Raw genomic sequence first — 21,384 nt, 5'->3', positions numbered from 1 at the left:
CCCGGCGGCGGGGATCACCACTGGATGCCGGCACCGACGGCCACACCGGCCTCGCCACGGCTGTTGGTCGAACCGCTGAACTTGTAGATCCAGCGGCCGCCTTCGGAGACACCGGAGATACCGACCGCCACGCCCGATTCGCCGTTGTAGCTGCCGGCGGCGATCGAGGCCATGCTGCGGCCCGCCTCGCTCGGCTGCGGCAGCGCTGCGGTGGCCATCGCCGAAGCGATACCGGCCGAAGCGCGATTGTCGGTCTTGCGCAGGTCGCGCTCGAAGCCGCCCATGCGCTCGTCGGTGTAGGCCTTGGACCAGTCCAGGGTCTGCGCCATGCCCGACTTCAACTGGTCCACATTGACCGCGTCGGTACCGGCGGTGCCGGCGGCAACGTTGCGGACCGTGGTCGGGCCGCTGCTGGTGCTGCCCAGGGTGACACTGTTGTAGTTGGTCGCGCCGTTCACCGTGGTGTCGTAGCGGATCGTGCCCTGCTGCGAAGCCTGCAGCTGGCGCACGTTGACCGCATCGGTGGCCTGCGAGCCGTCTGCCACGTTGACCACCTGGCGTTCGGCACCGGCGGCACCGACCGAGACCGTGTTGGCCCGGTTCGCCACCGAGCCCGCACCCAAGGCCACCGAGTTGTCGGCCTGCGCCTGCGAACCATTGCCCAGCGCGGTCGAGTTGGCACCGGCGGCAGTGGAGCCTGCACCACCGGCGGCCGAATTGGCGCCGCTGGCGGACGGGTCGGCCAGGTTGTTGGTGTTGTTGGCGCGGAAGCTGCCGGCCACGTTGGTGATGTTCTGGATCTTCTGGTCGGTGTACTTCTTCGACTCGTCGATGGCGTAGTTCACGCCGTTCTTCAGTTGGCCGACATTGGTCGCGTCGTAGGTGTCCGAGCCATCGGCCACGTGGGTGATCTTGCGTTCGCTGCCACTGCTGCCGACCGAGACCTCACCGGCCGAATTGCTGGCACCAGTCTGCCCGTAGGCGCCGGTGTAGCCGCTCTGTGCACCGACGCTGGCGACCGAACCGGCACCCAGCGCCACGCTGTTGCCGGCACTGCTGCTGGCACCGTTGCCGACCGCCACGCTGTTCGCACCGGCTGCGCTGGCCTGCGGGCCGACCGCCACCGCTTCCGCACCCGCCGCGGTGGCTGCGGCCGCCGTTGAGTTGACCGCCAGGTACGCACTGCCACCACCGCCATTGGTGATGCGCTGGTTGAGGACCTTCAGCGAGCCGTCGACAGCGGTGAAGGCGGCGGTGACGTTGTTGTAGTCGCCGCTGGTGAAGGTGCCATCGGTGGCGATGCTGGAGATGCTGAACGTCGGCGCGGTCCACACGTTGGTGGTGCCGTTGTAGGCGGTGGTGCCGCCGAAGTAGGTGGCGATGGTGCTGTTCGTGCTGAACAGCTGGTCGCCGGTGATGGCATCACTGCTGCCGGCCAGGATGCTGCCGGCGGCGACGTTGGTGATCTTCACCGCGCCGGTGCCGGTACCCGTCAGCGTCACGCTGTTGAGCACGTTGCCACTGCCATCGACGTCGTACTTCACGGCCAGCTTGTCGATCTCGCCGGTCTGGTCGGCAACGTTGGCCAGCGAGTTGCTGACTGCATCGAACGCGGTGCCAACATCGTTGTAGCTGCCCTTGGTCACGGTGCCGTTGGCGGCGACGTTGTTGATCGAGTAGGTCGGTGCGGTCAGTACGCCGTTGGCATCGACCGCGGCACCACCGCCCAGATGGGTGGCTACCGCCTGGTTGGCGGCAAACAGCTGGGCACCATTGATGGCCTCACTGCTGGTGGCACTGACCTGGCCCGGGCCAAGGTTGCGCAGCGTGGTTGCCGTGCCGGTCTGGCCCAGCGTGGCGCTGGCGTAGTTGACACTGCCATCGGCGTTGAGGTCATAGCGCAGCGCGCCCTGTTCCGATGCCTGCAGCTGGCCAACATTGACCGCGTCGGTCGCAGCAGTACCGGCCGCCATGTTGGTGACCTGGCGCTCGGCACCGGCCGCACCGATGGACACGCTGTTGGCACGGTCGGCCAGGCTGCCGGCACCCACCGCGATACTGTTGGCGGCAGTGGCGCGGGCGTTGGTACCGACCGCGATCGAGTCGGCGCCGGTGGCCAGCGCCTCGGTACCGGTCGAGTTCACCCGCAGGTACTTGGTGCCACCGTTGCGGATGTCGGTGATCTGCGTATTGAGGTTGACCAGCGAGCCATCGACTGCGGCGAAGGCATCGGTGGCATTCTCATACAGGCCCTTGGCGATGGCACCGCCAGTGGAGATCGTGCTGATCTCGAACAATGGTGCAGTAAAGATGCCGCTGGCCGGATCGAAAGCCGCACGACCACCGAAGAAACTGGCGATGGCACTGTTGGTAGCCGCCAGCTGGCCGCCGTTGACCGCCTCCAGGCTACCGGCGGTGACCGCGCCGGCGGCAAGATTGCCGATGGTGGTGGTGCCGGTGCCTGCGCCGAGCGTGACCCGGCGATAGTTCGGGTTGCCCGAGCCGTCCAGGTCATAGGTGACCGCTGCGGAGGCCACATCGTCGATCAGACTGATGGCGCCCTTCAGCTGGGCCACGTTGACAGCATCGGTATTGGCGCTGCCCGCGGCAAGGTTGGTGATCTGGCGCTCGCCGCCACCGGCCGTGCCCACCGACACTTCGCCGGCCGAAACCTGGGGTGCGGTGAGGCCGTACGCGCTGTAGCTGGCCTGAGCGCCGCGCAGTGCAGCGGAGCGGTAACCCAGCGCGACCGAGTTGGCCTGGTTCGAAGTGGCTTCGGCACCCAGCAGGGTCTGTCCGTTGGCGGTGCCGACGGCACTGTCACCGACGACGACCGAGTGGCCCATGCGGGCGGCATAGTCGGCCGTCGGCACGCCGGTCGGATTGCTGGGATCGTTGACGCCATCGCCGGGGAAGGCGACATTGGCATCGACCTTCGGCAGTTCATGGCGTGCATTGGCACCGATCACCACTTCCTTGGACCCGTTGGCGAAGGCGCCATCGCCCATCAACACCTGGTAGTCCTGTGCCGCGTTGACCGCCCAGCAGGAAATATCGGCCAGCGCGATGTCCAGGCACTTGGCCGCCCACGCCGGCGAGTCGGTTGGCAGAAGCAGGCCCAGCAGGCCACCGGGATTGCCGTTGTTGATGTTGTAGATGTAACTGTCGGAAGTCACGCCACCGATCAGGGTCAGGTGCGAGCTGCCGCCCGTGGCTGCGCCGCCCAGGCCATTGAGCGTGCTGCCGACCGGCGACAGGTTGACCACCGGCAGGCCCAGCACATTGACCGTCGAATAGGTCTGCATGACGTTGGCGTTGCTGAGCTTGAGATTGCCGTTGCTCAGGTAGCCGTTGCCGCCGAACAGGCTGGTGGTGGTCGGCCCGATCAGCTGGCCGACATTGCCGACCAGGCCACCGGTGCCGATGATCAGGCCAGCATTCGGGTCGGCCGGCGCGGGCGCCTTCGGACTGGTTGGCGGAATCGCCGAGGGTTGGGTCAGGCCGAGGCTGCCCAGCGTGCCTCCCACCAGGCCACCCACGGCGGTGCCCAGGTTGCCGACGGTGCCATTGAGATTGCCGTTGAGCAGGTTGCCCACCGCGCTTCCGACACTGCCCAGCGTGCTGCCCAGCACGCCGCCCAGGTCGCCGGTGGGGCTGCCGGTGGTGCCGTTGAGAATGCCGCCCACGGCGCTGCCGACCTGGCCGACGGTGCCGTTCAGTGCGCCGCCAACTGCACTTCCAACGGTACCGACAGTGCCGTTCAGAGCACCGTCCACTGCGCCGCCGACCTGGCCGACGGTGCCGTTCAGAGCACCACCCACTGCACTGCCGACGGTACCGACAGTACCGTTCAGAGCGCCACCGACTGCACCGACGGTGTTGTTGAGCGTGCCACCCACGGCGCCGCCAACCTGGCCGACGGTGCCGTTCAGTGCGCCGCCCACTGCACTTCCAACGGTACCGACAGTGCCGTTCAGAGCACCGCCAACTGCGCCACCGACTGCGCCAACCGTGTTGTTGAGCGTGCCGCCCACGGCGCTGCCGACCTGGCCAACGGTGCCGTTCAGTGCGCCGCCCACTGCACTTCCAACGGTACCGACAGTGCCGTTCAGAGCACCGTCCACTGCGCCGCCGACTGCGCCTACCGTGTTGTTGAGCGTGCCGCCCACGGCGGTGCCGACCTGGCCGACAGTACCGTTCAGAGCACCGCCAACTGCGTCACCGACTGCGCCCACCGTGTTGTTGAGCGTGCCACCCACTGCGCTGCCAACCGTGCTGACTGTGCCGTTCAGCGCGCCACCCACCGCGCTACCAACTGCACCCGCGGCACTGTGAAGCGTCCCACCGACAGCACCCACCGCACCACCCACCAGGTTGCCGACGCCCAGTGCGCTGTGCTGCGCCGCGACGGTCGCCTGTCCGGCCAGCTTCAGGTTGCGATCGGCCACTACCTCCTGGCCGTCCGGCGCCTGCACGCGCACCTTGCCGGCGACGCCGGCATCGAAGGCGGCGTTGATGGCACGATCATGGGCTTCACCCGGCAGCTCCTCCTTGGCCGGCAGCGTGACTGCCGCCGTCGCCCGGGCCTGGCCCTGCCCTTCGATGTGATGGCCAGCGACCGCCAGATGCGTGTCGGCCTTGCCGTCGACGGTGGCTTTCAGCCCAGGCAGTGATCCGGCGGCTGCACCGCTGAGGCCGGCGGCCGCCCGGGCACCCGTATCGATCGAAGCGACCTGGCGGCCAGCGATGCCGACCTTGGCCTTGGCGCGCGTATCGGCAGCGACGCCCAGCGGCGCCTGGGCGCCGGGCGCAACGTGCGCAGCCAGCGATGCATCCACCTGTGCCGCCCTGGCCGCAGCGTTGCCCACGCCAACATTGGCGCGGACATCAGCCGCCAGCGCCGGCACGGCCACTTGCTTCGGCACGGTGTTCGCCGCCAGCTTCACCTGCACGGTGGCCGGCAACACGTCAGGTACCAGCGGCAGCGACGTGGTATTCAACTGCAGGCCCAGACGAGCATCCGCACTGATTGCGGGGCTGTTCTGCGCCTGCCGCGCGGCGGCAGCCAGGGCCACTTCCGCGTCAACCTTGACCGGCATCGGCTGCGCATACTTTGCCGCGAGTGCTTGCAGGTCACGCAGCGATTGATTGGTTTCCGAGGCCCCAGCGTGACCGCTGGCCAGCGCACACAGCAGTGCCAGCGCCAGGGCCGTGGGCATCAGCAGGAAGCCTCGCGGATCGCGTGCGGCGCTGCCGCCGCTGTCGCCGGTGGCCAGTTCCGAGGCCACAACCAGAGCATTGAGCTGGCGGTTCCATACACGCCGGTAGATGCGGTTCATGAGCATTTCCCCCGTAGGCGAACAACTGGAATGTCAGTGGACTTGCCGCTAGGCAGGTGACTGACATTTCAGCGGTTGCAACGAGGGCGGTGCACTTCAATCCGGCACGGCAATCGCGCATTCCGGCAAATCCACGGCCGGAATCGGCAGCCGGCTATGCATAAGCGGCAACACGATCGGCAAGCGGATACGCAATTCCGGCATAAACACCGCAAAAACCCTTGCCGGGCCTGGATCAGGCCGGTTGGCCGATCTGCGCGGGTGCGCGCATCAGGGTGTCGCGCGGCAGTTCGCCGAATACCTTGCGGTAGTTGTCAGCGAAGCGCGACAGGTCCCACAGCCCGCAGCTCAGGGCGATCGCCTTGACCGAGCGACGGCTGGAGTCTGCCATCGACAGGCTGCGGCAGGCCGCGCACAGGCGCAGCATGGAGAGGTAGCGGTTCGGCGAGGTTCCAAACAGGTCCTCGAACGCATAGCGCAGGCCGCGCTCGCTGACGCCGGCGGCATCGCAGATCTCGTTCATGTAGATGTTGCGACGCAGGTTGAGCCGCATGAAGTTCTCTGCACGCTGCGCGATCAGATAATGCGTGCGCCGCGCACGGGTGCAGCCCGGGCGATCCGCCGCACCGGCGCCCAGCAGGGCCTGCACATGCTCATGCAGCAGGTTCTCGGTTTCATCCGGCTGCAGCCCGGCCCCCTGTCCCAGCTGCAGGTGCAGCTGCTGGTAATGGCGCGCCAGCGGCGTGGCGTCGCTGGCCAGGTTGAACAGCGAAAGTGCCTGGCCAGCAGGTGGCGTGCTGCGCAGGCTCAGTTCGGTCAGCTTGCGCTGGACGCGGGCCACCGGCACCAGCATCAGGGTCATGTGCGTGCCCGGGCTCAGGGTGAACTCACTGATGCCCTCCGGCATGATCGTCAGCGCCATGCCCGGCGTGAGCGGCACGCCGTGGCACCAGCTCATCGTTTCATCGGTGGCGTGCAGGTACCCCAGCATCGCCCAGTCCGGCGGCAGCATGAAGCGGCCACGGCAATGGAAGCCGCAGCTGATGCTGCAGAACAGGGCTTCCTCGTGCACGCGCGAAGCGAACGCCGCCCGTGGCCCGTTGCCATCCAGCAGCAGCAGTTCGACATCACAGACGCGAAGCACGCCGCTCAGCGTGGCCAGGTCTATGGACCGAAGGCCGCTGTCGTCGCTGTCCTCTACCCCACCATCGACCATGACAGTGTTGTCCCCCCGTTGATCCGCCATCCGCTGCGGCCCCCACTGCCTGACAGGGCGCGCAACGATCCAGAATCCATTTCCGTTGCCACGCCGGCAGCGCCGGCGTCGATGCGATCGTACAAATCAATGCAAGAGCTTGAATGCGAGTATGCCCAATAATCGGCAAAGGTAAACCCGCGGCCCGGCATGATGAAAATGGATACACAAGTGAAGAAAATGTCGGAGCGGCTGGCACGGTTTTCGCATGGACCACAAAGCGAATCACATTATCTGCACGACAATGAATCGTTTTGCGTGCGAACGGATTTTCGTCACAGAAACCATCTGAAATTTTCAGGCTTCCGGGGTTTCTGCCGAATTTGCATATAGGTTCCGGTTGCAGCCAACCGCCATTCAGGCAAAGTCGACATTACGGTGATCCGGCCATCTGATCTGGCCGCACCCAGGGGGACAGCATGACCACGCACGCATCACTGGATGCCTCGACCACCGGCCCCGGGCCGTCCGGTCGCGACCGTGCGGCCGATGTCCCGCCTGGAAACGATCACCCTGCTTGAGCACAGCGGGCCAGTCCCGCCGTGCCTCCTCCGCCAGGACGCGCGGAGGCCCACGGACGATCCCGGCGGAGCCGGGCCACCGCCCAACGCAGGTGTACTGCATCCGCAGACAGGTAGAGGGAGACATTGGTCATGAACGCATCGATCCGCAAATTCCTGAAGGAAGAAGACGGCGTCACCGCGCTCGAGTACGGGCTGCTGGCTGCCGTCATCGCTGGCGTCCTGATTGCGGTCGGCAACGACCAGATCAAGGGGTTCTTCGAAACGCTGTTCAAGAACCTCTCCGCACTGGCCACCAAGGCGTCGGGCTCGACGACCTGAGCGGCGACCGCGCGCGGCCGGCAGGGCCGCGACGGCGGGGCCCATGGAACCAGGCGAAGACCGTCCAGTGACGGACGATGGAGTGTGCGATGACAGTGCTGGGATTGTTGGCCATCGGCGTCTGCCTGCGGATCGCGATCAGTGATCTGTATGCCCGTCGGGTGCCCAACACCTGGCTGGTCGCCGCATGCGTGATCGCCACTGCGGTGATCGTGGTCGGCCAGTTCAGTGCGCCGCGCCAGCCGTGGCTGCCCCACCTGGCCGGCGCGGCGATCGGCCTGTTGGCGCTGCTGCCGTTCCATGCCCTGCGCTGGATGGGCGCCGGAGACGTGAAGTTCTTCGCCGTGGTGGGCCTGATGCTGGGCTGGCAGGCGCTGCTGCCGGTCTGGCTGGTAGCGAGCCTCACGGCTGGGTTGCATGCCGTGCTGGTGCTGGCCGGTCGCCGCCTGGGCGTGCTGCTGCCCGGTCACCTGCAGATGCAGGTCAATCGCACCAGCACGCAGTGGCAAGCGCATCCGGTGCTGCGTGACATGCAGGCCGCCCGCCAGGGACGACGTGGCATTCCCTATGCAGCCTACCTGGCACTGGCCGCCATCGGCTGGGTGCTGGCCAGCATCTACGGAGGTGCACCATGAACATCCGCAGCCCACGCCTGCAACGCGGTGTCGCCAGCATCGAGTTCGCCCTGATGCTGATGCTCGGCCTGTTGCCGCTGCTGCTGTTCACCTTCTCCGGGGTGATGATCATGGCGGCGCAACAGACCCTGGCCACCGCCTCGGCCGAAGGCGCGCGCGCCTCGCTGCGCTACGGCACCGCCAGCGAACGACGCACAGCCGCCTGCGTCGCCGCACGCACCTCGATGCAATGGTTGCTGCAGTTTTCCAAGCAGAACGTGGACTGCAGCGCGGGGGGCAGCAACGCCATCGTGGTGTCGGCACAGGCGCCCTGCGCCGGTCTGGCCACGGCCCAGTGCATGACCGTGACGGTCAGCTACGACTACGCCAACCATCCCTTCCTGCCCGGCACCGCCACGCTCTACAAGTGGGTGATGCAGGCCCCCATCCGCAGCGTCGCGGTCGCGCAGCTCGATCTCGGCAGCGGCAATTGATGATCGGTACTTTGGAGACGGTTCCATGCTCAAGTTGACCCGCATCGCTGCCGTCGCCCTGATCGGCCTGGCCGTGCTGCTGGCGCTGATCGCCTTCATGATCGGGCGCAAACCCGCCGCACCTGCAACGGTCGCACCAGTCGCTCACAGCGAGACGCAGGCGATCACCGTGGTCGAAGCCGTGGCACGCCTGCCTGCGGGCGAGCCGATCAGCGCCAACGGCCTGCGCCTGGCCCAGCGCACCTCACCCGTCCCCGGCGCCGCTACCAGCATTGCCGCCGTGACCGGCAAGGTGCCGGTGCAGGACATTGCCGAAGGCAGTGTGATCAACGGCAGCGCGTTGGCTCAGGGCTTCTCGCTGCAGCTGCGGCCGGGCGAGCGTGCACTGGCCGTGCCCGTGGACGAACTGGTCGGTGCCGGCAACCGCATCCTTCCCGGTGATTTCGTCGACGTCTTCCTCAACCTCCGCAACGCCCAGCCCAACATCAACAGCCCTGGCGAAGCCGCGCAGACGCGCCTGCTGCTGTCGCGCCTGCGCGTCCTGAGCTACGGCCAGCAGGACATCGTGCCGGTGGCCACAGAGACTACTTCCGACAGCGAGGCCGACACCCGCAACGACCCGCGCGCTGCCGACATCACCGGAAGTGGCAGCACGCACAGCAGCAATGAAGCGCCGCAACCCGCACGCAGCGCGGTGCTTGCGGTACCGGTGGCCGACGCCAACCGGCTGCTGCTGGGTGCGCAGCAGGGCAAGCTTTTCCTGGCCCTGCGCAATCCCGCCGATACCGGCCTGCCCGACCTGGCGTTGTTCCCGCAATCGCGCGGAGTGATCGACCCGCTGCGTGGGCTCGACGCCGAACAGCAGCTCGCCCTGCAGCGGCCGGAGAACCACGCTTTTGCCGGTATCGACAGCGACGCGCTGGCCGGACGTGGCAGTGCACCGCAACGCGGCACCCCGGATTCACCGGCGCGCGCGCCGGCGCCACGTCGCAGTGCACCGCGCGCGTCGGGGATCGAGATCATCCGCGGCGACAGTTCCGCATCCCGTGCCTCCCTTTGACCTGCATCGAGTGCATCCATGACCGAACGTCGCCGCCGTCCACGCCTCTCCCTCCGCCAGCGCTGGCTGGCCCTGCTGCTGGTGCTGCTGGCGCCGGCAACGAGCGTGGCCGCCGATGACCTGGTGCTGCAGGCGCGCGAGCAGCGTCCCTGGACCCTGCCGGCCGACCTGGAGCGGGTGGCCATTGCCGACCCGGGTGTGGCCGACATCGTGATGCTGCGCGGGCAGCGCCAGGCGCTGCTGGTCGGCAAGATGCCCGGTACCACCACCCTGCTGCTGTGGCACCGCAGACAGGCCGAGCCACAGCGGTTGACGGTACGGGTGCAGAGCGCCGTACAGGGCGCTGCCAGCACCGGCGGTACCGGGCTGGTGTTCACCCAGCAGGACCAGCAGGGCCTCCTGCAGGGAAGCACCGACAGCATGCTCACGCACATGCAGGAACAGCGCACTGCGGCGATGGCGCTGGGCAAGGACGGCATGCTTGCCGATGCGTCCACCATCAACAGTGGGGGCGTGGTCCAGGTCGAGGTCAAGGTGGTCGAGTTCAACAAGACCGCGATGAAGCAGATCGGCATCAACTTCCAGAACCGCAACGGCGGCTTCGCCTATGGCTTCGCGCGACCCGGCACTGGCCTGCCCGGCAATACCGGCCTGCTGCCCGGCATGAAGGAAGGCAACAGCAGCAACGAGGCCGTGTCGCCGATTTCATCGGCGTTCCGGCTGGTGTTCGGCTCGACCAAGGGACTGTGGAACGCCGATGTCGAACTGCTGCAGAGCAATGGCATGGCGCGCGTGCTGGCCGAGCCGACGCTGGTGGCACTGTCCGGCCAGAGCGCCAGCTTCCTGGCCGGTGGCGAGCTGCCGATCCTGGAGCCGCAGGGGCTTGGCACCACCACCATCACCTACAAGCCCTTCGGCATCGGCCTGACCGTGACCCCAACGGTACTGGCGCCGAACCGGATCGCGCTGAAGGTGGCGCCGGAGGCGAGCGACCTGGACTACAGCAACGCGATCGTGCTCAACAACGTGCAGATTCCCTCGATCACCACCCGTCGCGCCGATACTACGGTCGAGCTGGGCGATGGCGAGAGCTTCGTCATCGGTGGCCTGGTCAGCTCCAACATCGTCTCCAACGTCAACAAGATTCCACTGCTGGGCGACCTGCCGATCATTGGTTCGTTCTTCCGCAACTTCGACTACAAGCGCCAGGACAAGGAGCTGGTGATCATCGTCACCCCGCGTCTGGTGCAGCCGCTGGCACGCAATACCGAACTGCCGCTGCCTGGCGAGCGCGAAGCCAAGCCGCATCTTCCCGAATGGGGATCGTGGTTGCTGGGGCCGGTCAGCCAGGACCCGGTGCCCGGCTTCTCGCGCTGACTTCCATGACGCCTGTAGAACCACGCCCATGCCCTACGCCACCGCCCAGCCGCTGCATCCGCAAGGACCGCCGATGAACCTGGTCCTGTACGGCATCGACCGCGAACTGCTGCCCCGGCTGGTCGCCAAGCTGCCGCCGACCACCACCCTGCACTGGCAGGACAGCAGTGCGCCGACGTCGGCGCAGGACCTGCAACGCGGCCCGCAGAGCCTGGTGCTGCTTGACTTCCGGCCCGAGCACGCGGCTGCCTCGAGCGTACTGGCACAGCAGCTGCAGCAGACCCAACCGGACCTGGCGCTGGTCGCGGTCGGCGCCACCAGCGCCGGCCAGGTCGAAGGCGTGGTGATCGCGCTGCGCGCCGGCCTGCGCGATGTGCTGGACCTGGACAGTGACAACGCCGGCATCGAGGCGGCCCTGCGGCGCGCACTGTCACCGCGCCCGGCCGCGGTGGCGCAGCATGCGCACAAGGCGCGCCTGATCGTGCTGCTGGGCGTGCGCGCAGGCGTCGGCACCAGTACCCTGGCCGCACATCTTTCGGTGCTGGCGCAACAGACGCGGGCCCTCGCCCAGGGCGATGCAGTGCAGCAGGACGGCCTGCTGATGGAACTGGCGCAGCCCGCCGGTGACCTTGCGCTGTACCTCAATCTCGACAGCCGCTTCCACTACGAGGATGCGCTGCGCAACGCCAGCCGCATCGACGCCACCCTTGCACGCACCGCGATGGCGCGCCATGACTCCGGGCTGGTGCTGCTGGACCGTGCCGGCGGCAGTGATGCCGTGCCCCCGTCCGACCCTGGCGCGCTGCTGCAGCGCCTGCGCGGGGTGTTCGCCAGCGTGCTGTGTGATGCCGGCGGCTGCCCGCTGCGGCAGCTGCCGCCGCTGTTGCTGGACCAGGCAGACGAGATCTGGCTGGTCACCGATGCGTCGATCGCCACGCTGATCTCGCTGGACCAGGCACTGAAGCATCTTGCAGGCCAGCGCGAGCGCGAGAAGCGCCTGCAACTGGTGATCAACCGCCACGACGACAGCAGCGGCATGAGCCCGGAACAGATCGCACGCCGCTTCGAACTGCCGTTGCTGGCGACATTGCCTGAACGACCGCGTGTGCGCCTTGCCGCCAGCCAGGGCCGCCTGCTGCTGCAGGATGCGCCGCGCGATCCCTACCTGCGTGCCCTCGCCCCGCTCGTGTCACGGCTGGACCCGGCTGCCTGCCCGGTCCAGCCGCATGGCCTGCGGGAAAGACTCTCCCTTGCCCTGGGTGGATCGCAATGGAAGACAAGGTAACCCCGTTCCCGCATGCCGTTGCCCGCCCGCTGCTGCACGAAAGCCCAGGCCACCTGCCGTTCGCACAGACCGAGCAGTACCAGAAGGTGCTGTCGGCCGCGCATGAGCACCTGCTCAACAGCATCGAGGACGAGCGCATCGACATCGATTCCTGGGCCCCGGACACCATCGCCCGCTGGGTGCAGGTACAGACCGTGGGCTTCATCCAGGAATGGCGCATCCCGATCAACGAAGAAGAGATGCAGGTGGTTGCCGAGGGCCTGGTCAAGGAGCTGACCGGTTTCGGCCCGCTGGACGACCTGCTCCACGACCCCTCCATCGAAGACATCCTGATCAACGGTTTCAAGGACGTGCACGTTTCGCAGGGTGGCCAGCTCCGGCGTGCCACCCAGCGCTTCACCGATGACACCCACCTGCTGCGCATCCTGCGCCGCATCCTCGCGCCGCTTGGCCGCCGGCTGGATGATTCCAATCCGATGGTCGATGCGCGCCTGCCCAACGGCGGCCGCCTCAACGCGATCATCTCGCCACTGGCGGTGGACGGGCCGATGGTGTCCATCCGCAAGTTCCGCAAGGACCCGTTCACCCCCGACGAGCTGCTTGCCAAGGGCACCTTCGACGCACCGATGCAGGCCCTGCTGAAGGCGATGGTGCTGGGCCGCTGCAACATCCTGGTCTCCGGCGGCACCAGTTCCGGCAAGACCTCGCTGCTGAATGCGCTGGCCAGCTACGTGCCACCCAGCGAGCGCGTCATCACCGTGGAGGACACCGCCGAGCTTTCGCTGAACCATCCGCACGTGGTGCGCCTGGAAAGCCGCATCGGCGGCGCCGAGGGCCAGGGCGCGGTCAGCATCCGCGACCTGGTGCGCAACAGTCTGCGCATGCGCCCGGACCGCATCGTGGTCGGCGAAGTGCGAGGCGCTGAAGTGCTGGAAATGCTGCAGGCGATGAATACCGGCCATGACGGATCGATGGCCACCATCCACGCCAACACGCCACGCGACTGCCTGTACCGCATCGAGATGCTGGCAGGCTTTGCCGGCTTCCAGGGCAGCGAGGACAGCCTGCGCCGGCAGATTGCCAGCGCCATCGACTTCATCGTGCAGATCTCGCGGCTGGGCAGCGGGCGCCGGGTGCTGGTCTCGATCACCGAGATCACCGGGGTCAGCGACAACCTGATCACCACCCAGGAAATGTTCCGCCACGAGGTGCAGATCGACGCCACCGGCCGCGAGACCGACCGCTGGATCGGCCTGGGCTTCCATCCGCACTCGCACAAGCTGGAGCCGTTCCGCCAGCAATTGCGTGAATCGCTCTACGGGGACTTCTGAGCATGGGCACCGGCCTGCTGCTGGGCGTGTTGAGCATCATCTCGGTGCTGCTGGCGCTGGCCGTCTGGCTATGGGGCACCGCCGCCAGCCGTGAGCAGCGCCAGGCCTCGCTGCAGCATGCCGAGCAACAGCTGGCGCGCGGCAGCGCGGCCGGCGCGGTACCGGCCGGGCCTGCCGTTGCGGCGGCCAACGATTCGACCCGCCCGGCCAGCACCGGAACCCGTGTACTGCCGTGGGACGGTGTCCTGCAGCGCGCCGGCCTTCGGCCGGGCTGGAAGCTGCCACTGATGCTGCTGGTGCCGGGACTGATGCTTGCGGTCGTGGCGGCGATGCGGCTGGGCACGGCCTGGATGTTTCCGCTGACCCTGCTGCTGTACCTGCTGGGCTGCTGGCTGTGGGTGATGCGCCGGATCACGAAGCTGCGCGCGCAGCTGCTGCACCAGATGCCGGACTTTCTCGACAACCTGGTCCGCCTCACCGCGCTGGGCAACAGCCTGCAGGCCGCGTTCCAGGTGTCTTCGATGCAGACCAGCGCGCCACTGCGCGGCCTGCTCGACACCACGGCGCGCTATGCGCGCAGCGGCATGGACCTGGATCGTGCATTGACCCTGGCCGCGCAGCCGTACCGGATGGACGTACTGAAGGTGCTGGCAGTGGTGATCGGCGTGAGCGTGCGCATCGGTGGCCGCGCCGACCAGATCCTGCAACGCATGGGCGATTTCATGCGCGATCTGGAACAGGCCCAGCAGGAACTGGCGGCCACCACCTCGGAAACACGGATGTCGGCCTGGGTACTGGGGCTGCTGCCGCCCGCCAGTGCGGTGCTGATGGCGATCTCCAGCCCGGCGTTTTTCCAGCCGGTGCTGCACGACCCGCTCGGTCACAGGATCCTGTTGATCGCGCTGGGCCTGGAACTGCTAGGGGCGTTCCTGCTGTACCGCCTGGCCAAATCGCTATGACCGCCCACAGCCGCCCCGGAGGTGCCCGATGAGCGCCAGCGCCTGGTTCGCCCTTTCGCTGCTGGTGCTGGCGGCCGGCGTCGCCCTGCTCGGTATCGCCGGCTGGGTGCGCAGCCATCGCGAGCACCGCACCTCAGCCACACTGAAAACCGCGCTGCAGCCGCGTGAGGAAGGCCGCGACACCGAGGCCACGCGCCGCGACTCGCTGGGCTGGATCGAGCGCTTCGGGCGCTCGCTCAGTGGCGGCCGCCTGGAGGCTGCGCTGCTTGCCAACGAAGACAAGCTGCTGTTGGACCTGGCTGGCTGGAACACGCGCCGTGGCACCGCGATCTATCTCGGCCTGCGCCTGCTGCTTGCCCTGTTGGTGCTGGCGCTGGCGCTGGCGTTCAGCAGCGCGCACGGGCTTGCCAAGGTGATGGTGGTGATCGGTGCGCTGGCGGCCGGGCTGCTGCTGCCCAAGTTCGTGCTGTCGTCGTGGGTCAGGCGCCGCCGCCGCGCGGTCGAGAACGAGCTGCCCCTGCTGATCGACCTGCTGCGCCTGCTGCAGGGCGTGGGCTTCAGCATGGACCAGAGCCTGCAGACCCTGGGTGACAAGCTGCGCGATGCATTGCCGGTACTCGGCGGCGAACTGCAGGAAGCCAATGTGGCCTATACCCATGGCCGCACGCGCGCGCAGTCGTTGCGGCGTCTGAGCGAGGTCTACGCCGATGATGACCTGGCCAGCCTGATGCAGTTGATCCTGCAGGTGCATGCGCACGGCGGCGCAGTGCAGGAGCCGTTGCGCCAGTTCAGCCTCCGCCTGCGCGAACAGCGCCGCAACGCGTTGAAGGAAAAGGTCGGCAAGCTCTCGGTGAAGATGACCGTGGTGATGATGCTGACCCTGTTGCCGGCACTGATGCTGGTGCTTGCCGGCCCGGCGCTGGTCGCGCTGGCCACCACCCTGTCCAAGATGGGATCTCCCTGATGCCTGCCCTGCGCACCTCCTGCCTGCTGCTTGCCGTCGCCCTCGCCGCCCTGGCCAGTGGCTGCGCCTCGACCACACCGAAATATGTGCGGGCGCCCAGCCTTGCGCCGCCGGAACCCGATCCGCAGGACAGCCGCAACGCCTATCTGGAGCTGATCGAACGCATGCAGCAGCAGGGCGCCTGGTATGCCTCGCTGGCCCACGTGGAGGCCTTCCGCCAGCGCTATGGTGATCGCCCTGCCCTGCGCCTGCTGCAGGCCGACGCACTGCGCGAGACCGGCCAGGCCGACGCGGCGATCGCGCTGTATCGCGAGCTGTCCAGCGGGCCGCAGGCCGCGGCGGCCGCCCACGGCCTGGGCCTGATCGCTGCACGCCGCGACGACGACGCCGGAAGCGAACAGGCGCTGGCGCGCGCCACGCAGCTGCAGCCCTTGAACACCGACTACCTGGGTGACCTGGGCTATGCACGGCTGCGTGCCGGCCAGTTCGATCAGGCCCGCGAGCCGCTGGCCAAGGCCCTGGAACTTTCACCGGGCAACGCCAAGGCAACGGCCAACCTTGCACTCTGGGCGGTACTGCGCGGCGACCAGGCGACGGCGGAGCGGCTATCGGCACAGGCCAGCCTCAACGAGGAAACGCGCCGAAGCATCCAGCAGCAGGCCCAGCAGATCCGCACGCGCCTGCAGCAACGACAGGCCGCTGCCGCAGCCAACGCAGCCACATCTGCACACACGGCCAGCGTCGAGAGTGGCGCTCGTGCATCGGGCGGCGCACGGCTGGCGGGCGAACCCCGCCCCGACCCGCGCGTCCAACGCGATCCGCAGCGCCTGCCACCCTCGATGCTGGAACGCTTCAGCGCCACCGACCACCCGACCGGAAGCACACCATGACCACGATGCGCCAGATCCGACGCCTGTTGCCCGTGCTGTGCTGCCTGCTTGTTGCCGGTGCCGTGCAGGCGCAGCAACAGCCATTGACCGGACAGATGCTCGGTGGCCCCTCGCTGTCGGCACCGGCCACGGCGCCGATGCAGGCCGAGCCGCTTCCCAGCCTGGACATCGCCGCTCCCTCCGCATCCGCCGGGGGGGCCACGGCGCAAGCGACGACCATCGCAAACGACGTCGCACCAGCATCGCCCGCGGCACCGCGCGCGCGCCTGCCCAGCGGCGAGGCGACCCGCAACCTGTTCCGCCTGCAGGCCTCCGGGCAGCAGGCCGGCCAACGGCTGCCGATCCTGGGTGACCAGGCCACGCTGAGCTATGCGCGTTACCTGAAGAGCTTTGAACACGAGATCCCGGACTTCTTTGAGACCGATGTCTCCCGGTCCAAGGACGCCTCCTCCTCCGGACGCTGAGGTCGGCCATGAAACGCCCACGCCAGTTCAGTTTCAGCCGCGCACGCGGCGGCATGTCGGTCACGATGATGCTGGTCATGCTGGCGCTGGTGGCCATGCTGGGCCTGATCGAGATCGGCTATCTGTTCTGGGCCAAGCGTGATGCGCAGAAGGTGGCCGACCTTGCCGCACTGGCCGGCGCACAGCGGCTGGAGCTGTGCAGCCCGGACAACAGCGACAACAACGCGGCCCGGCAGAATGCGGTGGTCCAGAACGGGTTCGCAGGCACCCTGCAGATCCGCTGCGGCAACTGGAGCGCCAGCCGTGGCACCGGCACCCGCTTCGTCACCAGCGTCGATGCCAGCAATCCCCGCAATGCGGTTCAGGTGATCGCCGAGCGCAGCGTGCTGCCCTTCTTCGGTCAGACTTCCAGCCTGCCCACCGTGAGGGTGCAGGCCGTGGCGCGCCGTGCCGAACCCACCGCGGTGTTTGCGGTCGGCTCGCAGCTGCTGCGGACCAATGGCGATTCAGTGCTGCTGTCCACCCTGCGCCTGGTTGGCCTGGACGTCACCAATGCCACGGTGCTGTCCTATGACGGCCTGGCACAGGCCAACGTGACTCCGTCCGGCCTGCTGAAAGCGCTCAACATACCGGTAAGCGCCAACCTCAGCGTGGCCGACTTCAATCGCCTGCTGTCGGTCAACAAGATTTCGCTGGCACAGCTGGTCGATGCTACCGCCACCGTGGTCGGCCGTGACTCCGCAGTGGGGGTGCAGCTGCGCGCCCTGTCCGATCTGGTTGCCACCCAGCTGGACATCAACAAGCTCAACATCGTGCTTGGCAGCCAGTCCGGCGGCGGTGGCCTGTTTGCCGAAGTTGTCTCGCCCGACGGCACGGTCGGCAGCGCACTGGAGTCACAGATCAACGTGCTCAACCTGATCAACACCGCGATCTCCATCGCCAACGATGGCAACGGCGTGGCGGTCAAGGGACTGGACCTGCTGGGCATCAGGATCCAGGCCGGCGTGGTCGAGCCGCCATCGATCGCCATCGGCGGCGTCGGCAGCCGTGCCTACAACGCGCAGGTGCGGCTGATGGCGGACGTGGACAGCAACAACCTGTTCGCGCTGGGGCCGCTGCTGAACCTGCTTGGCACGCGCCTGCACCTGCCGTTGCACGTCGACGTGGCCAACGGTATGGGCACCTTGACCGGCATCCAGTGCGGCGGCAGTCCACCCAAGGCCACGATCCAGGTGGACTCGTCGGGGCTGCGCGCCTGCGTCGGCAATGTCGACCCCGCACAGCGCTTCTCCAAGGCCAATGTCTGCGATGCCACGCTGCAGGACGAACAGCTGCTGAAGCTGCTGGGCCAACCATTGATCAACGACAGGATTACCCTGCCCGCCCTGACCAGCACGCAGACCCTGACCCTGGCCGCCGGTGAGACCGGCTCGACCCGGTTCAACCCGCTCGCGATCGGTGACGCAGTGTCGAGCCTGGTCAACGAACTGCTACGGGTGCTGTCGGGCATGCTCAATTCGCCCAAGCAGGGCATGAACGCCAACGACACCGCCAAGGCCCTGGCCGATCGCTATCTGCAGGCGGCGTTTCCCACGGGTGGGCGCTACGACATCGACAAGCTCATTCCACTGCTGCGCGACGGCGATCCCGGCAAGCAGCTGGCTCCGCTGAACAGCTGGACCGTGCCGGGTGGGCTGCCATATGCGTGCGGGCTGCTCAACCTGACCACCTGCCACAAGGACGGGCCGGTCTGGGATGCGCTGAAGGTTACGGTCACCGGCCAGGGACTGGGCGTGCTCGATGGCCTGCTTGGCTCGCTGGTCGGCGGCCTGCTGATCAACCGCTGCGACAGCCTGCTCGGCAACCTGATCGATTACAACGGCTGCGTGCGCAACAATCTGGCGTCGTACATCCAGACCGCACCGGCCGGCTTTCTCGATGGTGCGGGGGGAACGGGTGTCACCAACCCCGATGGCAGCGTCAGCTGCAGCGGCCTGCTGTGCACCGTGCTGAAGCCGATCCTGGCCGCACTGCGGCCGGTGCTAAACAGTGTCGGCACCCTGCTGACCAACCTGCTGGCCAGCGTGCTGGGCCTTGAACTGGGCCGGACCGACGTCAATGTGCAGTCGATCCAGTGCAGCACCGCACAACTGGTCTACTGACCGGTGACGGGCGCCCTTGGCGGCGCCCACACCCATGCTAGACTCCCGGCGGGGAACCACCTTCATATCAACCCACACTCATCCGTGGATGGTCTAGACATGCGAGAAACTTCAGGGGGCGCGGTCTTTGCCCGGCACGCGCGCAGCGCGGCAGTGCTGGCCGTGGTCATGATGCTGGTGGCACCGGCAGCGATGGCAGCACGTGGCGACCGTGAGGCGGCAGCCGAACCGGCGCGCAGCGCGCCGGTGGTGCGCAATACCGTGGACGAACTCAAGCAGTTGATGGACTCGCGCCAGCTGACCGAGCTGCGCACCACCTACAACGGCAACTACGGCGCCAGCCTGCTGTTCAATGCCAACACCCTGACCTACTACGTCGCCCTGTTCCAGGAGAAGAACTTCTGGCGGGTGATCAAGACCGATGCGGTGGACAACGCCGAGCGCGTCTACCGCACCTTCGCGCAGCAGTCCGAACAGCTGGCCCAGGTCTACATCGACACCACCCGCCTTGAAGCCGGCAAGCGCTACACCGAGCGCTTGGTGGCCTACAACGAAGAACGCCTGCGCACCCTGCAGCAGGAAATGGAACAGCAGCAGGCGCAGTCGGCACAGGTCAGCGCGGCCCTGCAGCAGGCCCAGCAGCAGGCCGTGAGCCTCAGCACCGACGTGCAGAGCACCAACAGCCAGCTGGACGCCCTGCAGCGCCGCATCCAGATCCTGCAGGCCGAACAGGGCAACCCGGAATTGAGCCTGCCCAAGCCGGACAGTGTGCCCGCACCGGCCGCCGCAAGCGACGGTCGCTGAGAGCTGCACTCACGGTACTCACGCGACGGCGCCCTATGGCGCCGTTGTCGTTTTCGGCACTTCAGCGTCCCGCATCACTGGCAGGCGTCGTAGACCGCGTCATCCAGCTGCCGGCGCTGCACGAAATCCAAGCGCCGACGCTTGAGCAACGCCTTCTCACGATCACGCCGGGCACGCTCGCAGGCTGCCGCATCCGTGCTGATCGTGATCAGCGCACCGTGCGCCCGCGCCGCACGCCGTGGCCGCGGCGTTGGCTTCGGTGTCGAGGCCGCTGGCGCCACAGCGCCGCGGGACAATGACTGCTCCGCGGGCACGTCCCAGCGCCATGCGGCACGCCCCTGGCAGGGTGTCTGCTGGTAGACCGGGTGCGGTCCATCCACGCACTTGTAGACATGGGTCTGTGCCGGCGCTGCCATGGGCAGCAGCAGGCACAGCATCAGCGACCATCGCATGGCGGGCATCCGTGCGTTCCTGTGGCGGGCTGCGCTCATCCTCGGCATACGGCTCCCGTCCTGCCAGAGCGATACGCGTCACATCCGATGCAATCCAGCACAGCCGTGCAAGTCGGTCGCCTGCGCCTGCGCTGTACTGCCGAAGGCACCGGCATCCTGCCGAAGCCTTCCCTCCCTTCCGCCAAGGAACCTGCAATGAGCAACTTCGTCACCGTCGCCGATGGCGCCCGCATCTTCTACAAGGATTGGGGCACCGGCCAGCCGATCGTGTTCGCCCACGGTTGGCCGCTGTCTTCCGATGCCTGGGATCCGCAGATGCTGTTCATGGGCCAGAACGGCTTCCGCGTGGTCGCCCACGATCGCCGCAGCCACGGACGCTCCAGCCAGACCTGGAACGGCAACAACATGGACACCTATGCCGATGACCTGGCCGCGGTGATCGAAGCGCTGGACCTGAAGGACGCGATCCTGGTCGGCCATTCCACCGGCGGCGGTGAAGTGGCCCATTACATCGGCCGCCACGGCAGCGCGCGCGTGGCCAAGGTGGTGCTGGTCGGCGCCGTGCCGCCGCTGATGCTGAAGACCGCTGGCAACCCCGCCGGCACCCCGCTGGAGGTCTTCGACGGCATCCGCAAGGGTACCGGCGGCGACCGTTCGCAGTTCTTCAAGGACCTGACCACCCCGTTCTTCGGCGCCAACCGGGATGGCAACAACGTCACCCAGGGCATGCGCGATGCGTTCTGGCTGCAGGGCATGCTCGGTGGCGTCAAGGGCCAGTACGACTGCGTGCACGAATTCTCGGAAGTGGACTACACCGAGGACCTGAAGAAGATCGACGTGCCGGCGCTGGTCGTGCACGGCGATGACGACCAGATCGTGCCGTTCGATGCCTCGGCCAAGCTGTCCTCGCAGATCATCAAGGATGCCGAACTGAAGGTGTACGCCGGTGCGCCGCATGGCCTGACCATCACCCACGCCGACGAGTTCAACGCCGACCTGCTGGCGTTCGCACGCAAGTGAGGTATCGCGGCGGCGCTACCCAGCGCCGCCGCAAAAAAGGGACGGAGGGGATTAAGTCGTTTGTGCATAAAC

The 21,384-nt window shown here is 67.4% G+C and carries 17 protein-coding genes; 14 read left to right on the top strand and 3 right to left on the bottom strand.

Annotation, left to right across the window (positions count from 1 at the left end; genetic code table 11):
• Nucleotides 1-14: 14 nt before the first annotated feature.
• A complete protein-coding gene (locus HMPREF3114_RS00140; protein WP_070488708.1) occupies nucleotides 15-5,339 on the bottom strand; it encodes an ESPR-type extended signal peptide-containing protein in 5,325 nt (1,774 codons plus the stop codon).
• Between the two features lie 235 nt (nucleotides 5,340-5,574).
• The gene (locus tag HMPREF3114_RS00135) at nucleotides 5,575-6,555 is read right to left on the bottom strand and encodes an AraC family transcriptional regulator (RefSeq protein ID WP_053500175.1); all 981 of its coding nucleotides are present in this window, start codon (nucleotides 6,553-6,555) and stop codon (nucleotides 5,575-5,577) included.
• Nucleotides 6,556-7,247: 692 nt separating this feature from the next.
• Here HMPREF3114_RS00135 and HMPREF3114_RS00130 point away from each other — a divergent pair.
• From HMPREF3114_RS00130 to HMPREF3114_RS00070, 13 genes are all read left to right on the top strand, one after another.
• Complete coding sequence (locus tag HMPREF3114_RS00130) at nucleotides 7,248-7,436, top strand: Flp family type IVb pilin (RefSeq protein ID WP_005416979.1); 189 nt, start codon at nucleotides 7,248-7,250, stop codon at nucleotides 7,434-7,436.
• Nucleotides 7,437-7,525: 89 nt separating this feature from the next.
• The gene (locus HMPREF3114_RS00125) at nucleotides 7,526-8,071 is read left to right on the top strand and encodes an A24 family peptidase (RefSeq protein ID WP_053500173.1); all 546 of its coding nucleotides are present in this window, start codon (nucleotides 7,526-7,528) and stop codon (nucleotides 8,069-8,071) included.
• Entirely contained in the window at nucleotides 8,068-8,544 is a 477-nt protein-coding gene (locus HMPREF3114_RS00120) for a TadE/TadG family type IV pilus assembly protein (protein ID WP_053500170.1), read from the top strand. Before HMPREF3114_RS00125 ends, HMPREF3114_RS00120 begins: the two co-directional genes overlap by 4 nt.
• Nucleotides 8,545-8,569: 25 nt before the next feature.
• A complete protein-coding gene (gene cpaB, locus HMPREF3114_RS00115) occupies nucleotides 8,570-9,604 on the top strand; it encodes a Flp pilus assembly protein CpaB (protein WP_053500168.1) in 1,035 nt (344 codons plus the stop codon).
• A gap of 18 nt (nucleotides 9,605-9,622) precedes the next feature.
• Nucleotides 9,623-10,981, top strand: coding sequence for a type II and III secretion system protein family protein (locus HMPREF3114_RS00110; protein ID WP_005416985.1), 1,359 nt, complete (start codon nucleotides 9,623-9,625; stop codon nucleotides 10,979-10,981).
• 28 nt (nucleotides 10,982-11,009) lie between these two features.
• Nucleotides 11,010-12,266: a CpaE/TadZ family protein gene (locus tag HMPREF3114_RS00105; protein WP_070488705.1), complete on the top strand. Its 1,257-nt coding sequence runs from the start codon at nucleotides 11,010-11,012 to the stop codon at nucleotides 12,264-12,266.
• Nucleotides 12,251-13,597, top strand: coding sequence for a TadA family conjugal transfer-associated ATPase (locus HMPREF3114_RS00100; protein ID WP_053500164.1), 1,347 nt, complete (start codon nucleotides 12,251-12,253; stop codon nucleotides 13,595-13,597). Before HMPREF3114_RS00105 ends, HMPREF3114_RS00100 begins: the two co-directional genes overlap by 16 nt.
• A gap of 2 nt (nucleotides 13,598-13,599) precedes the next feature.
• Nucleotides 13,600-14,556, top strand: coding sequence for a type II secretion system F family protein (locus HMPREF3114_RS00095; RefSeq protein WP_053500162.1), 957 nt, complete (start codon nucleotides 13,600-13,602; stop codon nucleotides 14,554-14,556).
• Nucleotides 14,557-14,584: 28 nt separating this feature from the next.
• On the top strand, nucleotides 14,585-15,520 hold the full coding sequence (locus HMPREF3114_RS00090; RefSeq protein WP_053500161.1) for a type II secretion system F family protein: 936 nt from the start codon (nucleotides 14,585-14,587) through the stop codon (nucleotides 15,518-15,520).
• Nucleotides 15,520-16,410 (top strand): tetratricopeptide repeat protein, encoded by an 891-nt coding sequence (locus tag HMPREF3114_RS00085; RefSeq protein WP_053500159.1) that lies wholly within the window; start codon nucleotides 15,520-15,522, stop codon nucleotides 16,408-16,410. Before HMPREF3114_RS00090 ends, HMPREF3114_RS00085 begins: the two co-directional genes overlap by 1 nt.
• On the top strand, nucleotides 16,407-16,874 hold the full coding sequence (locus HMPREF3114_RS00080; RefSeq protein WP_053500158.1) for a DUF3613 domain-containing protein: 468 nt from the start codon (nucleotides 16,407-16,409) through the stop codon (nucleotides 16,872-16,874). Before HMPREF3114_RS00085 ends, HMPREF3114_RS00080 begins: the two co-directional genes overlap by 4 nt.
• Nucleotides 16,875-16,882: 8 nt before the next feature.
• Nucleotides 16,883-19,036, top strand: a complete 2,154-nt coding sequence (locus tag HMPREF3114_RS00075; protein ID WP_070488702.1) for a TadG family pilus assembly protein — start codon at nucleotides 16,883-16,885, stop codon at nucleotides 19,034-19,036.
• Nucleotides 19,037-19,135: 99 nt separating this feature from the next.
• The gene (locus HMPREF3114_RS00070; RefSeq protein ID WP_032954256.1) at nucleotides 19,136-19,840 is read left to right on the top strand and encodes a DUF2968 domain-containing protein; all 705 of its coding nucleotides are present in this window, start codon (nucleotides 19,136-19,138) and stop codon (nucleotides 19,838-19,840) included.
• A gap of 74 nt (nucleotides 19,841-19,914) precedes the next feature.
• Here HMPREF3114_RS00070 and HMPREF3114_RS00065 read toward each other — a convergent pair whose 3' ends face one another.
• On the bottom strand, nucleotides 19,915-20,301 hold the full coding sequence (locus tag HMPREF3114_RS00065; protein WP_005416995.1) for a hypothetical protein: 387 nt from the start codon (nucleotides 20,299-20,301) through the stop codon (nucleotides 19,915-19,917).
• Nucleotides 20,302-20,487: 186 nt separating this feature from the next.
• Here HMPREF3114_RS00065 and HMPREF3114_RS00060 point away from each other — a divergent pair, with 186 nt between their 5' ends.
• Nucleotides 20,488-21,312, top strand: a complete 825-nt coding sequence (locus HMPREF3114_RS00060; RefSeq protein WP_053500154.1) for an alpha/beta fold hydrolase — start codon at nucleotides 20,488-20,490, stop codon at nucleotides 21,310-21,312.
• The last annotated feature ends 72 nt before the right edge of the window (nucleotides 21,313-21,384 follow it).

This window comes from Stenotrophomonas sp. HMSC10F07 (genome assembly GCF_001807895.1).
GTDB lineage: Bacteria > Pseudomonadota > Gammaproteobacteria > Xanthomonadales > Xanthomonadaceae > Stenotrophomonas > Stenotrophomonas sepilia.
This window is presented reverse-complemented; position numbering and strand designations above follow the sequence as displayed.

Excerpts from the sequence above, each read along its gene's own strand:
- HMPREF3114_RS00065 (WP_005416995.1), bottom strand. The coding sequence starts at position 20,301 with ATGCCCGCCATGCGATGGTCGCTGATGCTGTGCCTGCTGCTGCCCATG.
- HMPREF3114_RS00090 (WP_053500161.1), top strand. The coding sequence starts at position 14,585 with ATGAGCGCCAGCGCCTGGTTCGCCCTTTCGCTGCTGGTGCTGGCGGCC.
- HMPREF3114_RS00110 (WP_005416985.1), top strand. The coding sequence starts at position 9,623 with ATGACCGAACGTCGCCGCCGTCCACGCCTCTCCCTCCGCCAGCGCTGG.
- HMPREF3114_RS00125 (WP_053500173.1), top strand. The coding sequence starts at position 7,526 with ATGACAGTGCTGGGATTGTTGGCCATCGGCGTCTGCCTGCGGATCGCG.
- HMPREF3114_RS00075 (WP_070488702.1), top strand. The coding sequence starts at position 16,883 with ATGAAACGCCCACGCCAGTTCAGTTTCAGCCGCGCACGCGGCGGCATG.
- HMPREF3114_RS00140 (WP_070488708.1), bottom strand. The coding sequence starts at position 5,339 with ATGAACCGCATCTACCGGCGTGTATGGAACCGCCAGCTCAATGCTCTG.
- cpaB (WP_053500168.1), top strand. The coding sequence starts at position 8,570 with ATGCTCAAGTTGACCCGCATCGCTGCCGTCGCCCTGATCGGCCTGGCC.
- HMPREF3114_RS00080 (WP_053500158.1), top strand. The coding sequence starts at position 16,407 with ATGACCACGATGCGCCAGATCCGACGCCTGTTGCCCGTGCTGTGCTGC.
- HMPREF3114_RS00095 (WP_053500162.1), top strand. The coding sequence starts at position 13,600 with ATGGGCACCGGCCTGCTGCTGGGCGTGTTGAGCATCATCTCGGTGCTG.
- HMPREF3114_RS00085 (WP_053500159.1), top strand. The coding sequence starts at position 15,520 with ATGCCTGCCCTGCGCACCTCCTGCCTGCTGCTTGCCGTCGCCCTCGCC.
- HMPREF3114_RS00060 (WP_053500154.1), top strand. The coding sequence starts at position 20,488 with ATGAGCAACTTCGTCACCGTCGCCGATGGCGCCCGCATCTTCTACAAG.
- HMPREF3114_RS00120 (WP_053500170.1), top strand. The coding sequence starts at position 8,068 with ATGAACATCCGCAGCCCACGCCTGCAACGCGGTGTCGCCAGCATCGAG.
- HMPREF3114_RS00105 (WP_070488705.1), top strand. The coding sequence starts at position 11,010 with ATGCCCTACGCCACCGCCCAGCCGCTGCATCCGCAAGGACCGCCGATG.
- HMPREF3114_RS00130 (WP_005416979.1), top strand. The coding sequence starts at position 7,248 with ATGAACGCATCGATCCGCAAATTCCTGAAGGAAGAAGACGGCGTCACC.
- HMPREF3114_RS00100 (WP_053500164.1), top strand. The coding sequence starts at position 12,251 with ATGGAAGACAAGGTAACCCCGTTCCCGCATGCCGTTGCCCGCCCGCTG.
- HMPREF3114_RS00135 (WP_053500175.1), bottom strand. The coding sequence starts at position 6,555 with ATGGTCGATGGTGGGGTAGAGGACAGCGACGACAGCGGCCTTCGGTCC.
- HMPREF3114_RS00070 (WP_032954256.1), top strand. The coding sequence starts at position 19,136 with ATGCGAGAAACTTCAGGGGGCGCGGTCTTTGCCCGGCACGCGCGCAGC.